The organism is Inquilinus limosus, assembly GCF_002195995.1.
GTDB classification, from domain to species: Bacteria; Pseudomonadota; Alphaproteobacteria; order DSM-16000; family Inquilinaceae; genus Inquilinus; species Inquilinus limosus_C.
In genome coordinates, this window is record NZ_NHON01000110.1 from 1 (window position 1) to 17,193 (window position 17,193).

15 protein-coding genes, 1 tRNA gene and 1 pseudogene are annotated in these 17,193 nt (G+C 69.8%); 5 read left to right on the top strand and 12 right to left on the bottom strand.

Annotation, left to right across the window (positions count from 1 at the left end; translation table 11 throughout):
• A pseudogene (locus BWR60_RS31640) lies at nt 1-388 on the top strand (MFS transporter); the annotation flags it as partial.
• 172 nt (nt 389-560) lie between these two features.
• Complete coding sequence (locus tag BWR60_RS31645; protein WP_179222033.1) at nt 561-2,423, top strand: SGNH hydrolase domain-containing protein; 1,863 nt, start codon at nt 561-563, stop codon at nt 2,421-2,423.
• Nucleotides 2,424-2,426: 3 nt separating this feature from the next.
• Here the strand turns inward: BWR60_RS31645 and BWR60_RS31650 are convergent, their stop codons facing one another.
• Nucleotides 2,427-2,996: a hypothetical protein gene (locus BWR60_RS31650; RefSeq protein ID WP_088156565.1), complete on the bottom strand. Its 570-nt coding sequence runs from the start codon at nt 2,994-2,996 to the stop codon at nt 2,427-2,429.
• Nucleotides 2,997-3,155: 159 nt separating this feature from the next.
• Between BWR60_RS31650 and BWR60_RS31655 the strand changes: the two genes are divergently transcribed.
• On the top strand, nt 3,156-3,491 hold the full coding sequence (locus tag BWR60_RS31655) for a hypothetical protein (RefSeq protein ID WP_088156567.1): 336 nt from the start codon (nt 3,156-3,158) through the stop codon (nt 3,489-3,491).
• A gap of 42 nt (nt 3,492-3,533) precedes the next feature.
• On the opposite strand, the gene BWR60_RS31660 is transcribed toward BWR60_RS31655, so the two are convergent.
• The 10 genes from BWR60_RS31660 to pgm form a co-directional block, all read right to left on the bottom strand.
• Nucleotides 3,534-3,609, bottom strand: a tRNA-Phe gene (locus BWR60_RS31660).
• 56 nt (nt 3,610-3,665) lie between these two features.
• Nucleotides 3,666-3,863, bottom strand: coding sequence for a DNA gyrase inhibitor YacG (locus BWR60_RS31665; protein WP_088156569.1), 198 nt, complete (start codon nt 3,861-3,863; stop codon nt 3,666-3,668).
• 290 nt (nt 3,864-4,153) lie between these two features.
• Nucleotides 4,154-5,236, bottom strand: coding sequence for a ribonuclease E/G (locus BWR60_RS31670; protein WP_179222034.1), 1,083 nt, complete (start codon nt 5,234-5,236; stop codon nt 4,154-4,156).
• Complete coding sequence (locus BWR60_RS31675; protein WP_088156573.1) at nt 5,233-5,823, bottom strand: Maf family protein; 591 nt, start codon at nt 5,821-5,823, stop codon at nt 5,233-5,235. Before BWR60_RS31675 ends, BWR60_RS31670 begins: the two co-directional genes overlap by 4 nt.
• Nucleotides 5,824-5,828: 5 nt before the next feature.
• On the bottom strand, nt 5,829-6,047 hold the full coding sequence (gene infA, locus BWR60_RS31680) for a translation initiation factor IF-1 (RefSeq protein WP_026870679.1): 219 nt from the start codon (nt 6,045-6,047) through the stop codon (nt 5,829-5,831).
• A 129-nt stretch (nt 6,048-6,176) separates the two neighbouring features.
• Entirely contained in the window at nt 6,177-6,623 is a 447-nt protein-coding gene (locus tag BWR60_RS31685; RefSeq protein WP_088156575.1) for a low molecular weight phosphatase family protein, read from the bottom strand.
• 3 nt (nt 6,624-6,626) lie between these two features.
• Nucleotides 6,627-7,124, bottom strand: a complete 498-nt coding sequence (locus BWR60_RS31690) for a UPF0262 family protein (RefSeq protein ID WP_088156577.1) — start codon at nt 7,122-7,124, stop codon at nt 6,627-6,629.
• Complete coding sequence (hisD, locus tag BWR60_RS31695; RefSeq protein WP_088156587.1) at nt 7,121-8,413, bottom strand: histidinol dehydrogenase; 1,293 nt, start codon at nt 8,411-8,413, stop codon at nt 7,121-7,123. The genes BWR60_RS31690 and hisD overlap by 4 nt, the downstream gene beginning before the upstream one ends.
• Complete coding sequence (hisG, locus tag BWR60_RS31700; protein WP_088156579.1) at nt 8,397-9,071, bottom strand: ATP phosphoribosyltransferase; 675 nt, start codon at nt 9,069-9,071, stop codon at nt 8,397-8,399. The genes hisD and hisG overlap by 17 nt, the downstream gene beginning before the upstream one ends.
• Nucleotides 9,072-9,331: 260 nt before the next feature.
• Complete coding sequence (pgm, locus tag BWR60_RS31705; protein ID WP_088156581.1) at nt 9,332-10,984, bottom strand: phosphoglucomutase (alpha-D-glucose-1,6-bisphosphate-dependent); 1,653 nt, start codon at nt 10,982-10,984, stop codon at nt 9,332-9,334.
• Nucleotides 10,985-11,142: 158 nt separating this feature from the next.
• Between pgm and BWR60_RS31710 the strand changes: the two genes are divergently transcribed.
• Nucleotides 11,143-11,790 (top strand): TetR family transcriptional regulator, encoded by a 648-nt coding sequence (locus BWR60_RS31710; RefSeq protein WP_179222035.1) that lies wholly within the window; start codon nt 11,143-11,145, stop codon nt 11,788-11,790.
• A gap of 6 nt (nt 11,791-11,796) precedes the next feature.
• Here the strand turns inward: BWR60_RS31710 and BWR60_RS36620 are convergent, their stop codons facing one another.
• A complete protein-coding gene (locus BWR60_RS36620) occupies nt 11,797-15,708 on the bottom strand; it encodes a beta strand repeat-containing protein (RefSeq protein WP_144445827.1) in 3,912 nt (1,303 codons plus the stop codon).
• Between the two features lie 266 nt (nt 15,709-15,974).
• Between BWR60_RS36620 and BWR60_RS31735 the strand changes: the two genes are divergently transcribed.
• Entirely contained in the window at nt 15,975-16,622 is a 648-nt protein-coding gene (locus tag BWR60_RS31735) for a hypothetical protein (protein ID WP_088156585.1), read from the top strand.
• The last annotated feature ends 571 nt before the right edge of the window (nt 16,623-17,193 follow it).

The following is a 17,193-nucleotide window of genomic DNA, read 5'->3' on the forward strand; positions in this document are numbered from 1 at the left end:
CGGCGACCGCTTCGGCCGGAAATACGTGATCTGGGGGTCGATCCTGGGCGTGCTGCCCTTCACCATGGCGATGCCCTATGTCGGGCTGACCGGGACCGTGATCCTCAGCATCATCATCGGCCTGATCCTGGCCTCCGCCTTCTCCGCCATCGTCGTCTATGCGCAGGAACTGGTGCCGGGCAAGACCGGCACGATCGCCGGGCTGTTCTTCGGCTTCGCCTTCGGCATGGGCGGCATCGGCGCCGCGGTGCTGGGCGAGGTGGCGGACCTGACCAGCATCGGCTTCGTCTACCGCATCTGCGCCTTCCTGCCGCTGATCGGGCTGCTGACCGCCTTCCTGCCCGACCTGGAGCGGCCGCGCGCGGTCGCGGTCGCGCCGGCGGAATAGACCCCGGCAGTCCTGGGGCGGGGGTGACGTCCCTGCCCCGGGACCGCATGGCGCCCGCGCGCCCCCCTCGGATGGGGATGGCGCCGCAGCCGCTTCTTTGATAGAGCGGCACGGCAACAGCCTCATTTCGTGGTGCTCCATGTCGATCGGCTACCGGAGAGACATCGATGGATTGCGCGCGGTCGCGGTCGTGCCGGTGGTCCTGTATCACGCCGGAATATCCCTGCTGGGCGGCGGTTTCGTCGGTGTCGACGTCTTCTTCGTCATCTCCGGATACTTGATCACGTCGATCCTGGCCGACGACATCCGGCGGGGCGAGTTCTCGATCCTGGCCTTCTACGAGCGCCGGGCCCGGCGGATATTCCCGGCGCTGTTCTTCGTGCTGCTGGTGTCGATCATCGCCTTCACGGTGATCCTGCTGCCCTTCGACCTGCGCGCCTTCTCGCGATCGGTGATCGCCACGGTCTCCTTCACCTCGAACATCCTGTTCTATCTGGAGTCGGGGTATTTCGCGGCGCCGTCGGAGCTGAAGCCGCTGCTGCACACCTGGTCGCTGGCGGTGGAGGAGCAGTTCTACATCGTCTTCCCGATCCTGCTGTACCTGCTGTCCAAGACCGGCCGGCGGACCCGCAACGCAGCACTGATCGCGATCGTCGCCCTGTCCTTCGCCGTCAACCTCTGGGGTGTGGCCCCGCACCCGACCGCCACCTTCTACCTGCTGCCAGCCCGGGCGTGGGAACTGCTGCTGGGGTCGTTGCTGGCGCTGAATGTCATTCCCGCCCCGGCAGCCCGCGGCCTGCGCGAAGCCGCCGCCGCGCTCGGGCTGGCCTTGATCGCGTACAGTGTCTTCACCCTGTCCGCGACCGATCCGTTCCCTGGATGGAACGCGGCCCCGCCCTGCATCGGCGCGGCGCTGATCATCTGGGCCGGGGCCGGCGGCGACAGCCTCGGCGCCCGGCTGCTGGGCCTCCGCCCGGTCGTCTTCATCGGCAAGATCTCGTATTCGCTCTATCTCTGGCACTGGCCGATCATCGTCTTCGTCAAATACTCGACCGATCGCGGGCTCCTGCCCGCCGAGACCGCGCTGGTCGTCGTCGCGTCGATCGCCGCCGCCACCCTGTCCTGGCGCTATGTCGAGCAGCCGTTCCGCGGCAAGGGCAGCCGGTTCGGCCGGCGCTGGATCTTCACCGCCTCGGCCGTGACCGCCGCCCTGTTCCTCAGCATCGGCGGCGCCACCTATGTCACCAAGGGCTGGCCGCAGCGCTTCCCGGAGGCGATCCCGATCATCGCCAAATACGCCGATTACAAGCGGGTCGAGCTCTACCGCCTGGGCACCTGCTTCCGGCGCGAGGACCAGCCCCCGGCGGAGTATCCGGTGGCGGAGTGCTATGGCGAGCCGGCGCCGGACATCCTGATCTGGGGCGACAGCTTCGGGGCCCATCTCTACGCCGGCCTGGCCAGCGGCGCCTCCGTCGTTCATTTGCGGGTGGGCCAGGCGACATCCCAGGCCTGCCCGCCGATCCTCAGCCTGTCGGCCTATCGCCATGCCGGCTGCGGCGCGTTCAACGATCACATCTTCGGGCTGATCAAGCAGAACCGCCCGAAGACCGTCCTCCTCTCCGCCCGGTGGGAGCTGCTGGACCGGCGCGACATTCCCCAGCTGGACAGCACGATCGGCGCGCTGAAGGGGCTGGGGATCGACGTCATCGTCGCCGGCCAGTCCCCGACCTTCTACGCGCCGGCCTATACCCTCTTCATCAAGAACATGCGCACCGCGCCCGGAACCGTGGTCGAAGGCATCGACCATGCCGACCTGAACCGCCAGGTCGCCCAGGTGGCGGAGCGCGCCGGCGCCAGGTTCTTCGCGCCGGAGGACCTGTTCTGCACCGGCACGCGCTGCCGGATCGACCAGGACGGAACCCTCCTCTTCTGGGATGACGGCCACCTGACGGCGGAAGGCTCGGCCTATGTCGGCGAGAAATTCTTCGACCAATACGGCGCCGCGCTGACCGACCAGGCCAAGGCCAAGCTGTAGGCCTTACCCCCCGAACATCTCGGTCCAGGGCCTCGCCTTGAGGTCGCCGACCACCGCCTGGAACGCCAGCACGGTGCTGGCCTGGCCAAGCTTGCCGGCCTTGTTCAGGGCTTCCCTGAGCACATAGGCGTTGACCCAGGTGCAGCCCGACTGTGCCGGATTGTAGCTTCCCTGAAGCAGGGAGTTGTAGAAGACATAGGCCGGCTTGCTGTCGATACCCTGCCCGACCGAGAGCGCGTGTGCGGCATCGCACAGCGTCTCCAACTGGGCGATATCGATGAGATAGGAGAGGCCGCCGCGGCCCGGCACCACGTCCAGGCGCTTGGCCTGGACCAGATAGGCCGACTGCCCCAGCGTCCACATCCAGTCGGCGCCGAACTCCTTCTCCAGCTTGGCGCCCTGGAAGCTGGTGATCGACAGCTCGACGCCCTGCTGCGCCGCGAGATTCGCGATGGTCGCGAGGTTCACCGAGGTGATCGCATCCTCCCGGATCATCTCGCCCAGCTGGGCGGAGGCCGCCATGATGCTCCAGGTCCAGGTCGCCCGTTCCATGAGGATGTCCTTGATCGCCATGTCGCCCTCGCTGCCGGTGGCCGGCGGGAGTGCCGGTCCTCTCGGCTAGGACGCGGCGGGACGACGCTTGTGAAACCTCCGCGGCGGCGGCTGTGCCGACGTCCGATTTGGCTTATCTTGCTTTCCACGGTCCGCCGATCGGTGGACGGGGGAGGCCCGATGGGGCTGCGGCAACGGCACCGGCGGCGCGCGCCGGGATGGGTGATCCTGGCGGCGGCATGGCTCGGGCCTGCGACGGCGATGGCGCATGACAGCTGGATCAGCCGCGGCCGCTACCTCGAATACGGCACGGTCAACCATTGCTGCGGCGACCACGACTGCACGACCTGGCCGCGGGAGGACATCGAGGTGAGCCCCGAGGGCTACCGCATCCGCTCGACCGGCGAGTTCGTGCCGCGCTTCAAGGCGCTGGGCAGCGAGGACAGCGACTACTGGATCTGCCGCAAATCGACCGGCGCGGTCCGCTGCTTCTTCGCACCCGGACCGGGAGCGTAGGCGTCGGGGCGCGATCGCGACAGTCTCGGAGAAGAAGGAGAATGGTGCCCAGGGACAGAATCGAACTGCCGACACGGTGATTTTCAGTCACCTGCTCTACCAACTGAGCTACCTGGGCGCCGTTGGTCTCCGCGGTGCGGAGGCCGTGCTTATAGGAAACCGGACGCCGCCTGTCTAGCGGTGATCTTCATCCGGCTGCAATGTTTCTTCGCCCTCGTCCTCGGGCTTCGCCGGGATCGCGTAACTCTCTGAAAACCAATGGCCCAGGTCGATGTCGGCGCAGCGGCGCGAGCAGAACGGACGGTACTGCTGCACCGTCGGCTTGCGGCAGATCGGGCAGTGCCCGCGGGTCTCGGGTGTCGTCGTGGTCATGGTCACAGAATCGGGTCTTGCAGGCGCGGCTTCAAGCCCGGACGGGCTTGGAGGGCGATCGAGGTGTCCAAGCCGCCCAGGTCGCGGAATGATGGGATGCCGAGCGTCTTCTCGCGTGGCCCCTCCCCTGTCGTCATTGCGAGGAGGCGAAGCCGACGAAGCAATCCAGGGGCCGGTGCGCACCGGCCCCTGGATTGCTTCGCTGCGCTCGCAATGACGGTGTGGGGAACTCCCAAACGGCTCGCCAGCGGGACGGGCCACGCCCCGATCTGACCGGCCATCCTCCGGCTCTACCCGTTGACGACATCGGCCAACGCCTGGCCGCGGCGCTCGCGCGCCAGCTCGGCCAGGCCCAGCGGTGACAGCGCTTCGCCCAGCTGCACCCGCAGCGGGTCGTCGGCCAGGGCGCCGCGGAAGGCGTTCAGCAGCGCCGCGCGGTCGCCGCCCCGGCGCATCGAGATGAAGTCGACCACCACCGTGCCGCCGATGTTGCGCAGCCGCAGCTGCCGGGCGATCTCGACCGCCGCCTCGCGGTTGGCACGGACATGGTCGGGCGCCCGGCCGCCATCGACGTCGATCACGGTCAGGGCGCGCGTCGCCTCGATGGTGATGCTGCCGCCGGAGGGCAGCGGCACGGTCGGGCCCAGCAGCGAATCCAGCGCGTCGCCCAGCGGCGCGGCGCCGGCGGCGATCCGGGGCGCGACATCGGGAATCGCCGCCGCGGCCCAGCGCTGCAGCGGCGGCAGCAAAGCGGCGCCGTCGACGACGATCCGGGCGGCGTCCGGGTGATCCAGGATCAGCCGGCGGGCGGCGCCGGGCGCCGGTTCCAGCAGCGCCGGGGCGCGGGTGGCCTCGGCCCGGTCGGCGATCGCCTCCCACCGCCGCGCCAGCCGCGTCGCCTCGTCCAGCACCGCGTCGACCGTCATGCCGGCGCTGGCGGCGCGGACGATCCAGCCGCCCTCGAGCCGCTGCTGCCACTCCCGCTTCGCCGCGGGGCCCAGCCGGCTCGACACCGCCACGCCGCCGGAGAACGGCAAATGGATCAGCCCGGCGCCGGGCAGCGCCACGTCGCGGGTGGCCTCCGCCCCCTTCTCCGCCCGCGGATCGGCGACGATCTGGACGATCACCGGCGCCCCGGCGCGCAGCGAATCGGCCTCCGGCCCGCGCAGCGGCAGGAAGGCGCTGCGGCCGGTGCCGATATCGAGGAAGGCCCCCGCCGAGACGCGGTCGACCCGCTCGACCCGCGCCAGCACCACGGCGCCGGCCAGACTCGGGCTGGACAGGCGCTCGGCCGCCAGGTCGGTCAGGCGGCCGTCGATCACCACCCCGGCCAGCAGCACACCGTCCGTGGCGGTGATCTCGACCGTCTTCACCAACGGAAGCCCGCGCCGGACAGCAGTTGCGAGGTTTCGAACAGCGGCAGGCCGACGATGTTGGAGTAGGAGCCTTCGATCGCCCGGATGAAGGTCGCCGCCCGCCCCTGGATGGCGTAGCCGCCGGCCTTGCCGCGGCCCTCGCCCGAGGCGACATAGGCGTCGATCTCGTCCGGCGTCAGGCGCTTGAAGATCACGCTGCTCTGCACCAGCCGGTGGCGCATCGTGCCGTCCGGCGCGATCAGGCTGACGCCGCCATGGACGCGGTGGCGCCGGCCGGACAGCAGCTCCAGGCACTGGCGCAGCTCGGCGTCGGTCTCGGCCTTGGGCAGGATCCGCCTGCCGCAGCCGACCACGGTGTCGGCCGCCAGGATGAAGGCGCCGGGTGCCCGGGCGCGAATCGCCTCCGCCTTGGCCTGGGCCAGGCGGCGGGCGTGCGGTCCGGGCAGCTCGCGCTTCAGCGGGGTCTCGTCGAGATCGGCGGGCAGGACCTGGCCCGGCACGATGCCGATCTGGCGCAACAAATCGAGACGCCTCGGCGAGGCCGAGGCGAGAACAAGCACGCTGTCCGTGCCCTGACCGGGCACGGCTGTTACTTGAAGCGGAAGGTGATGCGACCCTTGGTCAGGTCGTAGGGGGTCATCTCGACATTGACCCGGTCCCCCGCCAGCACCCGGATGCGGTTCTTGCGCATCTTGCCCGAGGTGTGCGCGAGAACTTCGTGATCGTTGTCGAGCTTCACCCGGAACATCGCGTTGGGGAGCAGCTCGGTCACGGTGCCCGAGAACTCGATCAAATCTTCCTTGGCCATCCAAACTCGCCATTTTGGGAATCCGCCCAAGAAGTGGGCGACCGGCCCTGCCGGGTCAAGAAATTTGTGCGGTTTCGTGCCGCGCTTCTGCCATTCATCGGGCCCAGGAGGCGACCCGAGAGACGAACATCACGCCCGCTCCTGCGCCCGCTCGCCGAAGCGCTCGCGGATGCGGGACAGCAGCATGTCGCGCACCTGGCGGAAGGCGGCCATCCGGGTCTCGCGGTTGCCCTCGACCACGGTCGGGTCGAAGGTGTTCCAGAACTCCAGGTCGCAGGCGGTGGTGCGGGTCATCTCCACCGCCCGGTGCTGGGCCTCCGGCGACAGCGAGATCACCAGGTCGAAATTGTCGTCGTCGAGATCGTCGAAGCCCTTCGGCCGGTGGCGGCTGAGATCGATGCCGATCTCCTTCAGCGCCGCAACGGCGAAGGGGTCGGGCTCGGTCTCGTCCGGCCGCACCCCGACGCTGTCGACGAAGATGCGCGCCCCGGCCACATGCTTGAGGATGGCCTCGGCCATCGGCGAGCGGATCGCGTTCTGGGTGCAGACGAAGAGGACGCTGGTCGGCCCCGCCATCGGTCACCCGCGGATCTGCAGGACGCAGAGCAGCGTGAACAGCCGCCGCGCCGTCGCATGGTCCATCGCGATGCGGTCGGCCAGCCGCTCGCCGAGCAACGCCGAGCCCTCGTCATGCAGCCCGCGGCGGCCCATGTCGATCGCCTCGATCCGCGACGGCGGCGCCGTCTTGATCGCGGCGTAGTAGGTCTCGCAGACCAGGAAGTAGTCCTTGATGATCCGGCGGAAGGGCTGCACCGGCAGGGCCACCCGCTCGGGCTCGCCGTCCGGCCCCCGCCCGGTCGCGATCTCGAAGATCAGCCGGTTCTCCTCCATGCGCAGGCGCAAGCGGTAGGGGCCGGGCGGGCCCTGCACCAGGCGGAAGCTGTTCTGCTCGATCAGGTCGTGGATCGCGACCCGGCGCTCATGCGCCACCTCCGGCGACCGGCGGACGGCGGCGCTCTCGTCGATCACGATCTCGACGAGGCGCCCCTCCTCCGAATCCCCGGCGTCGCCGCTCATCCCTTCAGCCGCTGGGCGATCGACAGGGCATGCGCCTCCAGCCCCTCGGCCCGGGCCAGGCGCACCGCCGCCGGCCCGACCTTGGCCAGGCCGGCCGCGTCGCAGCGCACCAGCGTGGTGCGCTTGACGAAGTCGAAGACGCTGAGGCCGCTGGCGAAGCGGGCGCTGCGCGCGGTCGGCAGCACATGGTTCGGCCCGGCGACATAGTCTCCGACCGCCTCTGGCGCGTGCCGGCCGAGGAAGATCGCCCCGGCATGGCGGACCCGGTCGGCGATGCGGTCCGGGTCGGCGACCGCGAGCTCGAGATGCTCCGGCGCCAGCCGGTCGACCAGCGCCGGGGCGTCGTCCAGCGACCCGACCACGATCACGCCGCCCTGCCCGCGCCAGCTGGTGCCGGCGATCTCCGCCTTCGGCAGCCGCGCCAGCACCCGGTCGACCGCCGCGGTCACGGCATCGGCGAAGGCGGAATCGTCGGTGATCAGCACCGACTGGGCATGGGGGTCGTGCTCGGCCTGGGACAAGAGGTCGACCGCGATCCATTCCGGGTCGTTGCCGGCATCGGCCACCACCAGGATCTCCGACGGGCCGGCGATCATGTCGATGCCGACCGCCCCGAAGACCTGGCGCTTGGCCTCGGCGACATAGGCGTTGCCCGGGCCGGTGATCTTGTCGACCGCGCGGATGCTGGCGGTGCCATAGGCCAGCGCCGCCACCGCCTGGGCGCCGCCGACGCGCCAGATCTCGGTGACCCCGGCGCGCTCCGCCGCCGCCAGCACCAGCGGGTTCAGCACCCCGTCCGGCGTGGGCACCGCCATGGCGATGCGGCCGACCCCCGCCACCTTGGCCGGGATCGCGTTCATCAGCACCGAGCTGGGGTAGTTGGCGAGGCCGCCCGGGACATAGATGCCGACGGCGTCGATCGGGGTCCAGCGGGCGCCGAGGCCGATGCCGGTTTCGTCGACATAGTTCAGGGCCGGCAGCTCGGTCTTGGCGTGAAAAGCCTCGATCCGGCGGGCGGCGAGGTCCAGCGCCGCCAGGGTCTCGGCATCCACCTGCGCCTTGGCGACGGCGATCTCGTCGGCGCCGATGCGCAAGGTCTCCGGCGTCAGCCGGACGCGGTCGAAGCGCTCGGTGTAGTCGATCAGCGCCGCGTCGCCGCGCGCCCTTGTGTCGGCCACGATCGCGGCGACGGCGCCGGCGACATCGGCATGGGCGCCGCGGCGGGCGGAGACGAAGGCCTCGAATTCCCCGGCGAAGCCGGGCGAGCGGGCATCAAGACGCAGCGGCATGGACGGCATTCCGGAAGCGGTCGACCCAGCCGGCGATCTCCTCCGGCCGGGTCTTGAAGGCGGCGCGGTTGACGATCAGCCGCGAGGTGACGTCGGCAATGTGCTCGATCTCGCGCAGCCCGTTGGCCTTCAGCGTCGAGCCGGACGAGACCAGGTCGACGATGCGGCGGCACAGGCCCAGAGTCGGCGCCAGCTCCATCGCCCCGTTCAGCTTGATGCACTCGGCCTGCACCCCGCGCGCGGCGAAGTGGCGGCGGGTGACATGCGGGTATTTGGTGGCGACGCGGATATGGCTCCAGCGCCTTGGGTCGTCGGCCTCGGCCAGGTCGACCGGCTCGGCCACCGCCAGGCGGCAGGCGCCGATGCCGAGGTCGAGCGGGGCGTAGAGCTCGGGGTAGTCGAACTCCATCAGCACGTCGTTCCCGGCGACGCCGATCTGCGCCGCGCCGAAGGCGACGAAGGTGGCGACGTCGAAGGACCGCACCCGGATCAGCCGGATATGCGGATGGTTGGTGGCGAAGGACAGCCCGCGATGCCGCGGGTCGTCGAAGGCGGGCTCCGGCTCCAGCCCGGCCTGCGCCATCAGCGGGCGCAGCTCGTCGAGGATGCGGCCCTTGGGCAGGGCGATGGTCAAAGGATCGGGGACGGTCGAGGACATGGCGCCGGCTTCCGCGAGAACGGCCGGCACCATAGCCGAAAGCGCGGCCGCGAGACCAGAAGAGCCCGCGACTCGCCCATGCGCGGATCGGCGGTCATCGAAATCGCCCCTTCACCCCTCACCGTCATGGCGAGGAGCGCAGCGACGTGGCCATCCAGGGGCCGGTGCGAGCTGCCCCTGGATGGCCACGCCCCTCCGGGGCTCGCCATGACGGTTCAGGATTTCAGGCGGCCGACATGGAATCCCGGCCGCCGCTCCTCTTACCCCTGCCCCGCCGCGGCGAAGGCGCGGGCGATCAGGGCCTTGGCGTCATCCTGCACCTGGCGCAGGTGGTCCTCGCTGCGGAAGCTCTCGGCGTAGATCTTGTAGACCTCCTCGGTGCCCGAGGGCCGGGCGGCGAACCAGCCATTCGCCGTCGCCACCTTGATGCCGCCGAAGGGCTGGCCGTTGCCGGGCGCCTTGGTCAGCGTCTGCGTCACCGGGTCACCGCCGAGCTGGGTGGCTCCCAGGCTCTCCGGCGTCAGCGTCTTGAACACCTGCTTCTGGGCGCTGCTGGCCGGCGCGTCGGCGCGGGCGTACCAGGAATTGCCCAGCTCCTGCGTCAGCCCGGTGTACAATTCGCTCGGATCGCGGCCGGTGACGGCGGTGATCTCCGCCGCCAGCAGGCCGAGGATCAGGCCGTCCTTGTCGGTGGTCCACACCGTGCCGTCCTGGCGCAGGAACGAGGCGCCGGCGCTCTCCTCGCCGCCGAAGCCGACCGATCCGTCGCTCAAGCCCTCGACGAACCATTTGAAGCCGACCGGCACCTCCAGCAGGCGGCGGCCCAGCTTGGCGGCGACCCGGTCGATCACGCTGCTGCTGACCAGCGTCTTGCCGACGGCGCTGTCCGCCCGCCAGCCTTTGCGGTGCTGGAACAGATAGGCGATCGACGCCGCCAGGAAATGGTTCGGGTTCATCAGCCCGGCGGTGCGGGTGACGATGCCGTGGCGGTCGGCGTCGGTGTCGTTGGCGAAGGCGACGTCGAATTTCTCGCGCAGCGCCAGCAGCCGGGTCATGGCGTAGGGCGAGGAGCAGTCCATGCGGATCTTGCCGTCCCAATCCGCGGTCATGAAGCGGAAGGTCGGGTCGACCAGGTCGCTGACCACGGTGGCGGCGATGCCGTACCGGTCGATCAACGGCTTCCAGTAGCCCACGGCGGCGCCGCCCAGCGGGTCGATGCCGATCCTGACGCCGGACGACCGGATCGCCTCGAGATCGACGACGCTGCCGAGGTCGCCGACATAACCGTCGATGTAGTTGTGGCGATGCGTGGTCGCGGCCTTCAGCGCCCGCGCCAGCGGCATCCGCCGCACCCCGTCAAGGCCCTTGCCGATCAGCTCGTTGGCCGTGCGCTCGATCCAGCCGGTCACCTCGGTGTCGGCCGGGCCCCCGTTCGGCGGGTTGTACTTGAAGCCGCCATCCTCCGGCGGGTTGTGCGACGGGGTGACGACGATGCCGTCCGCCAGCCCCGAGGTGCGGCCGCGGTTGTGGGTCAGGATGGCGTGGGAGATCACCGGCGTCGGGGTGTAGCCGCCATCCCGATCGATCATGGTCTCGACGCCGTTCGCCGCCAGCACCTCCAGCGCGCTGGCCAGCGCCGGCTCGGACAAAGCGTGGCTGTCGATGCCGATGAACAGCGGCCCGTCGATCCCGGCGCGCTTGCGGTACAGGCAGATCGCCTGGGTGATGGCGAGGATGTGGTCCTCGTTGAAGCTGCCGGCGAAGGCTGAGCCGCGATGGCCGGAGGTGCCGAAGGCGACGCGCTGCGCCGGGTTCGCCGGGTCGGGCTTGGTCGTGAAATACGCCGTGATCAGCCGCGGCAGGTTGACCAGATCGGCCGGATCGACGGGCTTTCCTGCGAGCGGGCTCACCATCTGCGTCTCCCTGGGCTTGGCGTCGGTCTCTTCAAAGACATAGGCAAATTGCGCCAGCCGGCACCGGCTGTCGAGCGCCCGGCCGCTCGTTTTTGCTTTCGCCGGCCGCGCGGCTGCGGGCAAATGGGCGGGGCAGCAGGGACGACGCCTTGGACCGGATGGAGAGCGCTGAAAGCAAAACGCGGGCGCGCTGGCAGCGCGACCCGGAGGGCATGCGCCAGCGCATCCTCGCGGCAGCGCTGACCGAGTTCACCCGGCACGGCTATGGCGGCGCCCGGATCGACCGCATCGCCGCGGCCGCCGGCGCCAACAAGCGCATGCTGTACTACCATGTCGGCAACAAGGAGACGCTGTACCTGGCGGTGCTGGAGGCGACCTATGCCCGCATCCGCAACGCCGAGCGCGCGCTGAACCTGGAGAGCCTGGCGCCGGACGCCGCCATCGCCCGGCTGGTCGAGTTCACCTGGAGCTACTTCCTGGAGCACCCTGAGTTCCTGATCATGCTGAACCAGGAGAACCTGTACCAGGCGCAGCACCTGAAGAAGTCGCCGAACGTCCGGCCCCTGCACTCCCCTTTCGTCGAGATGATCGGCGAGGTGCTGGGCCGCGGCGTCGCCGCCGGCGCCTTCCGGGCCGGGATCGACCCGGTGCAGCTCTACATCTCGATCGCCGGCCTGGCCTATTTCTACGTCTCGAACCGCTGGACGCTCGGCGTCATCTTCGACCGCGACCTGTTCGAACCCCAGGCCCGCGCCGAGCGCCTGGCGCACATGACCGACTTGGTGCTGGCGGCGCTGCGGCCCTGAGGCGGGCTACAGCACGAAATCCGCCGCCGTCAGCGGGTGGTCGGAGGTGACATTGATGGCGAAGTCCGGGACCTTGTCGCCGTTGACGTCGGCATAGACCACCTGCACCGCCCCCGCCGTCACCACCCGCAGCTCACCGGCATGGCGGGTGAAGTCGCCGGTGCCGAAGGTGAAGGCGGTGTCGCCGTTCTGCGCGTTGCCATCCGCGTCGATCGCCGACAGGTCGATCCTGTCGCCGGCCGAGAAGTCGGTGATGCCGTCCTTGCCGATGCCGGAGACCGCGCTGTCCGATAGGGCGATGTAGACGAACCGGTCATTGCCGGCGCCGCCCTTCAGCGCGTCGCCGCCGCCGCCGCCGGTGAGGACGTCCCCGCCGCCGAGGCCCCACAGCGTGTTGGCATTGGCGTCGCCGGTCAGCGTGTCGGCGAAGGCCGAGCCCATCACCTGCTCGATCCCCGTCAGCGTGTCGCCGGCAGCGTCGCCGCCCGACATCGCCCCGGTCGCCAGGTTCACCGACACACCGGCGGCCGAGCCGGCATAGACGGCGGTGTCGATTCCCGCCCCGCCGGTGATGGTGTCGGCGCCGCCATCGCCCTCGATCGTGTCGTTGCCGTCGCCGCCATCGATCACGTCGTTCCCGGCGCCGCCATAGATGCTGTCGTGACCGGCCTCGCCGAAGACCTGGTCGTTGCCCGCGCCGGCATCCACCGAGTCATTGCCGGTGCCGCCATGCACCGTGTCCAGCCCGTCGCCGCCGACCAGCCGGTCCGCGCCGTCGCCGCCGCTGAGATTGTCGTCGCCGCCCTCGCCGGAGAGGCTGTCGTCGCCGCGATTGCCGACAAGAGTATCGTCGCCGAGCTCGCCGCCGATGATGTTGCGGCCATTGTCGCCGGTCAGCGCGTCGTCATGGCTCGACCCGTACAGGTTCTCGATCCCGCCCAGCACGTCGCCCTGGGCGTCGCCGCCCGAGGTCGCGCCGGTCAGCAGGTTGACCGACACCGCCGCCGCCGAGCCCTGGTAGTTGGCCTGGTCCAGCCCGGCCCCGCCGGCCAGGACATCCGCCCCGGCCCCGCCGCGCAGCACGTCGTCGCCGTCGCCGCCGCTCAGCGCATTGGCGCCGCCATCGCCGAACAGCTTGTCGGCGAAGGCGGAGCCGGTGAGGTTCTCGATCAACGCCAGCGTGTCGCCCTCGGCGTCGCCGCCCGTGCCGGAGCCAGCGGCCAGGCTGACCGTCACCCTCGCGGCGGAATTGCCGTAGGTCGCCGTGTCGACACCGTTGCCGCCGCGCAGCTGGTCCGCGCCGCCACGGCCCTGCAGCACGTCGTCGCCGTCGCCGCCGCCGAGGATGTTGGCCCCGGCATCGCCGCTCAGGGCGTCGGCGAAGCCCGAGCCGAACAGGTTCTCGATGCCGCTATAGGTGTCACCCGCCGCATCGCCGCCCAGGCCGATGCCGGTGGTCAGGTTGGCGTTGATCCCGGAGGCCGCGCCGGCGAAGGACACCGAGTCGTTGCCGGCGCCGCCGTCGAAGCTGTCGGCGCCCTGATGGCCCTCGAACTGGTCGTTGCCGGCGCCGCCGGCCAGGGCATTGGCCCCGGCATCGCCGTTCAGGATGTCGTCGAAGGCCGAGCCGCTGAGATTCTCGACGCCGGTCAGCGTGTCGCCCTGGGCGGTGCCGCCCGCCGCGGTGTGCAGGGTCAGGTCGACCTGCACGCCGGCATTCGAGCTGTCGTAGAACACCGTGTCGATGCCCGCCCCGCCATCGACGGTGTCGGCCCCGAGGCCGGTGTTGATCGCGTCATTGCCGTTGCCGCCGCTGACGACATCGTCGCCCGCGCCGGAGCGGATGATGTCGTCGCCATCGGCCCCGGTGAGCACATTGGCGTCGCTGTTGCCGTCCAGCGTGTCGGCGAAGGCCGAGCCGAAGACATTCTCGATCGAGTTCAGCACGTCGCCCTCGGCGTCGCCGCCGGCGCCGACGATCATGTTGACCCGCACGCCGGCGGACGAGGCGTCGTAATAGACCGTGTCGTTGCCGAGGCCGCCATTGAGGTCATCGGCACCGCCGCCGCCGGTGAGCTTGTCGTCGCCGTCCGAGCCCATCAGGGCATTGGTCCCGCCATTGCCGATCAGGGTGTCGGCGAAGGCCGAGCCGAAGACGTTCTCGATCCCGGAATAGGTGTCGCCCTGGGCGTCGTTGCCGATGCCCAGGCCGAGAGTCAGGTTGACCGTCACGGCACCGGCCGAGGTGTCGTAGAACACGATGTCGAAGCCGGTGCCGCCATCGAGGACGTCGGCCCCGGCACCGCCGCTGAGCGTGTCGGTGCCATCGCCGCCGGACAGGCTGTTGGCCCCGACGTTGCCGATCAGGGTGTCGTTGGCGGCCGTGCCGACGACGTTCTCGATATTCTGGTAGGTGTCGCCCTGGGCGTCGCCGCCGGAACCCTGCCCGGTGGCCAGGTTCACGGTCACCCCGACGATGTCGTAATAGACCGTGTCGATGCCGGCGCCGCCATCGATGGCGTCGGCGCCGCCATAGCTGGCGATCTGGTCGTTGCCGGCGCCGCCATCGATGATGTTGGCCCCGTTGTCGCCGCGCAGCGTGTCGGCGAAGGCCGAGCCGGTCAGGTTCTCGATGCTCAGCAGCACGTCGCCCTGGGCGTCGCCGCCGGCAGTGAAGCCGGCCTTCAGGTCGACGGTGACCGCGGCGGCGGAGAAGACATAGGCCGCCGTGTCGCTGCCGGCGCCGCCCTGCAGGGTGTCGGCGCCGACCAGGCCCTCGAGCACGTCGTTGCCGTCGCCGCCATCGAGGAAGTTGTTCTGGGCGCTGCCGTACAGGGTGTCGGCGAAGTTCGAGCCGACCACGTTCTCCATGTTGGCGTAGCTATCGCCCTGGGCCCAGCCGCCCTGGCCGATGCCGCCGTTCAGGTTGACCAGGACCGCGGCGTCGGACCCGACATAGGTCACCCCGTCGGTGCCGGCGCGGCCGTCGAAGAAATTGGCCGCGGCGCTGACGCCGAAGAAGTCGTCGAAGGCCGACCCGATTACGTTCTCGACATCGAACAGCGTGTCGCCCTGCGCGTCGCCGCCCGACGCGGCGCCGGTGTTCACATTGACGATGACTCCGGCGCCGGAATACTCGTAGGCGGCGGTGTCGCTGCCGGTGCCGCCGTTCAGGACATCGCCCAGCGCCCCGCCCTGGAGATAATCGTTGCCGGCGCCGCCGCTGAGTGAGTCGTTGCCGCTGGTGCCGACGATGTTGAGGAAGTCGTCCCCCAGCAGCACGTCGTTGCCGTCGCCGCCGGTGACCGTGTCGTCGCCGCCCAGCCCGCCCAGGGTCGAGCCGCCGGGGGCGGCGATCAGGGTGTCGTTGAAGCCGGTGGCGATGACGTTTTCGAAATTGGCGAAGGTGGTGCCCGCAGCCCCGCCGCCGCCGATGCCGGTGGCCATGTTGATGGTCACGGCCGAGCCGGCGGTGCGGCAGTCCAGGAAGTCGCCGTTGGCGCCGCCATCCAGGAAGTCGGTGCCGCCGCTGATCGAGATGATGTCGGTGCCGGCGCCGCCGTCGATGGTGTTGTTCCCGGCATCGCCCGCCAGGATGTCGTTGAAGGCGGACCCGATGATGGCCTCGAAGCCGGTCATGGTGTCGCCCACGGCTTCGCCGCCGAAGGCGCCGCCATTGATGTTCACCCAGACGCCGGCGGTGGCGTTGGCGAAGGTGAGCGTGTCGAAGCCCGCGCCGCCATCCAGGATGTCGGCGCCCAATCCGCCGGAGATCGTGTCGTTGCCGCCCAGGCCGGTGAGCGTGTCGTTGCTGTCGCCGCCATTGATGATGTCGATGCCGTCGGGGTTGGCGGGGTTGCCGGGATCGGTGCCGGTGAGGATGTCGGGGCCGGCGGTGCCGTTGAGGGTCTGAGTCACGGAGGCCTCCTGTTTATCGGGCCGGCACCGCCCTTTTTCGCGGCGCGTCCGGGTGAGCCCGGCTGGCCGGGCAGGCACGCATCGGGAAGGACCTAGCAGGCATTTCGCATAGCCCGTTAGGTCCAGACGGGACCTGTCGATGGGTCCAGATGCGGGTTCGATGGGTCCAGATGGGGTCTTTCAATGGATCCAGATCGCGGTCAGGCCCGGTCGATGAACACAATGTTCATTGCGCGATCGCATCGATATAGTTCATGATATGTTCTATGGATGAGGCGCAGCCCGAACCGAACAAGCCGAGCGACACCGACCTGCACTGGACGGAGTGGGCGCTGGACCGGCTGCGCGAGGTGGTGGATCTCGACATCCGCACCATGCGGGCCACCGTGCGGGAGCACGAGCGGATCCTGCGGGGCGCGGAGATGCCGGACTATCCGCTGATGCAGTCCCGCCTCTCCCGCTCGGTGCGCCTGTCGATCGCCATGACCGAGCGGATCCGGCGCGATTACCTGCTGCGCCAGCAGGCGCGGATCGCGTCGGGCGAGCAGGAACGCCGCCGGGCGAAGCGGGAGCAGGCGGTCGAGACCGCGGTCAAGGCGATCGCCAGGCCCGCCGAGCCTGGGGATATCGAGCGCGTCCGGTCGCTGGTCTGGGAGAGGTTGACCGAGGACGAGATCCTCGACGTGCAGCTGGACCTGCTGTCACCGGAGGACTTCGTGCGCGCGGTGAGCCGCAGGATCGGCCTGCCGCCCGACCCGTCCTGGCTGCCGCCGGGATGGGCGGATGAGGCGGTGACCGTCGAGGTCGTGGAGGAGGCCGCCGAAGGTGCGCCCATATTGAGCTGGCCCCGCCCGCTCAACGACTCTGCCGCTGGATTGCCCGTGCCACCGCCGCCGAAACCGGACAGCAGCTGATCGCTGCGCCCCCTCACCGTCATTGCGAGGAGGCGAAGCCGACGAAGCAATCCATCGTCCCGTGCAAGCTGCTGCATGGATTGCTTCGCTGCGCTCGCAATGACGGCTTGGGTTGGAGAGTCAGAGACCAGAATCGTTGTTTTGCCTCTCCCGCCTGCGAGACCTTTTCAGAATCCCAAACCCCGCTCTTTTCTAGTCCCCCCTCCCCTTGCGGGAGGGGGGCAGGGGGAGGGGTCTGCGCGCGTCCGCGCGCGAATGCGCAAGGAGCAAGCCTCGCTTCCAGGGGCGGAACATCATGGTTCAGGCCGGCTCTGGCGGCGGTCCGAACCGGCGAGAGTCTGGACAGATTGGACCGGAGAGATGGTTGACAGGTTTCCTGGACGGCAAGGGAGGGCTTGCCGATGCCGTGGATGGAGACCTGCGTGGAGGACGAGAAGATAGGGTTCATCGTGTCGTATCTTGCGGGAGGCGAGCCGATGACGGTGCTGGATTCCCGCTCCCTGGCCTTCGCCGACGAGATCCGCTGGAAGCTGGGCGGCGTCGACGTGGTGCTGAACTCGCTGTCCGGCGA